The 3720-nt window shown below is 57.4% G+C and carries 3 protein-coding genes; all 3 read left to right on the top strand.

The features are described 5' to 3' along the window. The first annotated feature begins 186 nt into the window (after window positions 1-186). The 3 genes from M3436_19990 to M3436_19980 all read left to right on the top strand — a co-directional run bounded on the left by M3436_19990 (window position 187) and on the right by M3436_19980 (window position 3046). Entirely contained in the window at window positions 187-648 is a 462-nt protein-coding gene (locus M3436_19990; protein MDQ3566256.1) for a hypothetical protein, read from the top strand. A 394-nt stretch (window positions 649-1042) separates the two neighbouring features. Continuing rightward, window positions 1043-2128, top strand: a complete 1086-nt coding sequence (locus M3436_19985; GenBank protein MDQ3566255.1) for a hypothetical protein — start codon at window positions 1043-1045, stop codon at window positions 2126-2128. Between the two features lie 375 nt (window positions 2129-2503). Beyond that, a complete protein-coding gene (locus M3436_19980) occupies window positions 2504-3046 on the top strand; it encodes a hypothetical protein (GenBank protein ID MDQ3566254.1) in 543 nt (180 codons plus the stop codon). Window positions 3047-3720: the final 674 nt, after the last annotated feature.

The raw sequence follows: 3720 nt of genomic DNA, 5'->3' as shown, positions 1-3720 counted from the left end.
GCTCTACGTTAGGCGTCGCTGCCTTTTCCAAATCCCATGCGTCTTGTTACGATATTCCTCGCTGGTTGCTCGATCTCGCTGCACTGTCCCGCGCAATCGGGCACTCCACCCCTTTTTCCTCGATTTCCTCGACCGTCGCCGATCGCTGATGCCGACCCGGCTCTGCGGGCGGAGCGAGAGGTGGCAGTGCCGACCGCGTTGAAGGCATTTCGCACACCCACCCAGTTGCTAGTGCGCGAGGACCATCAGACGCTAAAACCCGTTAAGCTCAGGGTCGGTTCGAATATGTTGCTGGGGATGACTTCTGAGTATTATATTTACCCGGTGGGAGGCGTTCGCCCCGCCGAGCCCCAACGGCGCGGGCTCAGTAGTGGAACACCGAGAAAAGGCAACGTGAGGACCGCCGTTTTCCACCCGAAACGGAATGATATTCTCGAACCTGAAAAGCCTTGTGTCGTCGAGGTGGAGATCGCCATTGTCGAGACCGACATCCCTCCTCAACACATGTGGAGCCCAAAGAGCGACAAATACAAAGCCTTATGGCGGACGACGCTCCGGCAAACAGTCGAAGAGAAGGGCGAAGTTCCCGAGGAGTTTCGCGAATACCTCAAACAGGTGCAGGAGCATGCGTCGCAAGTACGGAAATGACAACAGGGCAACGCCTAACACAACAGGCATAGCATTGACGCTTGGCCCATTTCGCCGCCTCCGGCCAATGCATGCACGTTGTGTTAGGCGGCGTGTTACTCACTCAACAGTTTATCGTCCGCTCAGGGTTAACTTTACTCCGGCGTGCGGTTTTCCCGGACCGGGCTCCCCAGAAGAACGCGCATCCGGGCGCAACCTTGCCCCGCGCCACAACACTCATAGAAGCTCCCTCGTGTTTTCACATGAGAAACGAGCGCGAGCTTTTTATATGAAGTGGTTACTTTTTTATCCTCTTTGCCTTCTGGCTCATGCCTCTTTCGCGGAGGACAACCGATCGGAGTTAGCTCGGTACCCTCTGCCGCGTCCACCTGGAATAATAACAATGGATGCGCAAGTGGCCAATAAACAATGTACCTTCGTCTTCGATACAGCTGCTGGCCGGATTGCCTTGGACCCTTCCATTCTCCAGGGCAAACTTCGCGAGATTGGGCCCTTCACCTTGCACGACGGCAGGATCGATCCGAAAAACGGAACGCTCTACGAATTACCGGAAATCAAGGTCCAGGCGCTCACGGTGCAAAAAGCTAAGGGATTTCTCTACAAGTTTGAAGGCCTCTCGGCAGGATTCGGCCAGCAGCTATCCGGCATCCTGGGATTATCGGACCTGGGAGCGGTAAAAATATTGCTCGACTACCAAAATTCCGCAGTCGTCATTCATCGAAGTGCATGGAGATTGGATTCCGCGGATGTCACGGAGGTTGGCTTGCGAAATGACGCGAGCCGAGGGAGTTTCGACACCGAGCACGCCAGTTTTGAAACGGAGATCGAGGGGGAACCCTGCGCGTTCACCGTTGATTCCGGCGATAACGGCTGTGTCGAGGTTCCGTTTACCTTGTTCGATCGCTTCGTTGAGGCGGGCGTCATTAAGGTAGCGGAACGGCCGGGAAGGACACTTTCTGCGCTTGGTATTACACGCAACAAACGCGGATGGTTTCTAAAGGGGCGCCTTATGGGCAGAGAATTGACCGGTGTATCAGTGACTACATCGTCCCAGTTGGGACTTCTGGGGCTGGGCTGGTTGTGTGGCTTTCAAACGGAGATCGATCTAACTGCGCGCAAGTTACGATACCGGGCGATTGAGCATCCTCGTCCGCCGATCTCCGTGCAACGGATGCTCGGGGCAATTTTGCTCTACCGCGACGGCCGGCAAGTCATCGAGAGTCTTCAGCCTGACGCGGTCGGGCCGGCCGAGCGGGCTGGCATGAAAGCCGGAGACATCATTCACCAGTTTGGAAGCCTGGTGGATAACGGAATCACAGGGACGAAGGTGATCGAAGTAGTCGCCGCGAATGCAGGCGGTCGGATTCCGGTGAAGCTCTACCGGCCTGAAGGAGCGCAGTGGCTTGAGGTCACGCTCGAAATCCCGGAAATGATATCCGATTGGGATTTCGCAGGCTTGCCCGATCGGCCGCCCAGATAGCTGGCATGTGACGCCGAGGTTCGTCGTGACATTCGTAATGCGCCGCAGGATAAAGCGGAGCCCGTTCGCCTAGGCGTCCTCCGTCCAGCGCGACTAATGGCACTCGCAGGAGGCATTGCGGACCTGCTTGTTCACACCGCCGCGCTCTCCCGGGCCCGTGTGGAAGCCCTGTGGTGTCGGCGCATGATCCCCGGATCCTCATTGGGCCGTCATACGCCGAACGTCCCCGAACCAAAGGAAAAAACGCCCCGCTTGCCAGAAGGGCAACCGTTCTGCTTCGATCCGTTGCCGTGCCAGCCTCCTCGCATACTCTCGGCGCAGCCCGCCGCTCCGCTCGGCTTCATATAATGTCAGGCGACTTCCAGGCGGTCACCTATGAAACTACCACTTCTCTTAGCGGTGTCGCTCACCGCGTGCCTTCACACCCCGGTTGCGGATCCCGCAGGCGACGAGGTCCTCCGCGAACTGGCCAGTCGAACGAGAGAGACGGTCGCGGACGGTGACGCTCGTCGGCTTTCTCTCCGGCAGAGCCGGAATTTTCTCCGGCAATCGCAAGCCACGGTCGCGGCCCTGCGCGCCCGTTCGCAGGTGTCACGCATCAGTGCCCACGCGCATAGCTATCTGGACACCCTCGATCATCAGTATGCAGTGCTCTTGGAGCAGAGCCAACCGCTCCGCACCTCGACCTCTGCGGAATTGCAAACGACCCTTGCAGCGCTTCAAAACATGCGGCCTTTCACCTCCGGCTGGAGATCTGTACCGAATGCACCTGGGAACTTCGATCCGTTCGACGCCACCTATCACCACCTGGAGAAATGCAAAAAGAAAGATCACAACAAAAAGGATCGGCGTGACCGACGCGACAAGGACGGCAAAAAGGCCAAAGACAAAAAGCACAAGGATGACTGCGACGATTAAGATGATAATTATTCTTCACCAGCGATACAGCCTCCGGTCAGACCTTTGTCTTACCCCAACAGCGATGTCTTTTTTACCAAATACAGTGGTTTGGCGCAATTCATGATTTAACCGACGTAGCCTAACGAAGTAAGCATAGCATTGACCGAAGGCGGCAAGGTGGGCGGAGCGTCAATGCTATGCCAGGTTGAACAAGCCCGGATGTTTACGGCGGCGCTATGCTATTGGGAATAGCTTTTGGGCGCTCCCGTTGATGGGAACCGCTGAGGCCGGCAGGATTTGGCTGCAAGAGAGCCTTTCGGAGTGGGATTGGCTCGGCGCAATTCGCTTTTGAAGGGGACGTATTTGGTTGCTGCCGGCTCCGGGATGCAGCGGGGGAGGCTTGGGCGAGTGTGAAAGGAGCGATCCGGGTCTCAGAGGGCAAAACGCTGCCGGGAGGTCGACGCCTGGAAGTGGCGGACAACCTCTCTTGCGAACCGGCGAGAGGGAAGATGAATTGGTCCTTTGCAAGAACGCTATGTAGTTTAGTGAACCGGCCTAAGGCGGCCCGCGCCCGAACTCGGCAATGCGCCGCATCGGTTTGCGGCAGCAGGGGCACTCGATCACGATGCACACGCACGCCGGTGACTTGGGCGTGCAGAGCGCGCCGAGCAAAGCGGCCACCTGTTCAAAGC

Source organism: Pseudomonadota bacterium (assembly GCA_030859565.1).
Taxonomy (GTDB): domain Bacteria; phylum Pseudomonadota; class Gammaproteobacteria; order JACCXJ01; family JACCXJ01; genus USCg-Taylor.
The sequence above is the reverse complement of the archived record's forward strand: the minus strand, read 5'-3'. Positions and strand labels throughout refer to the sequence as shown.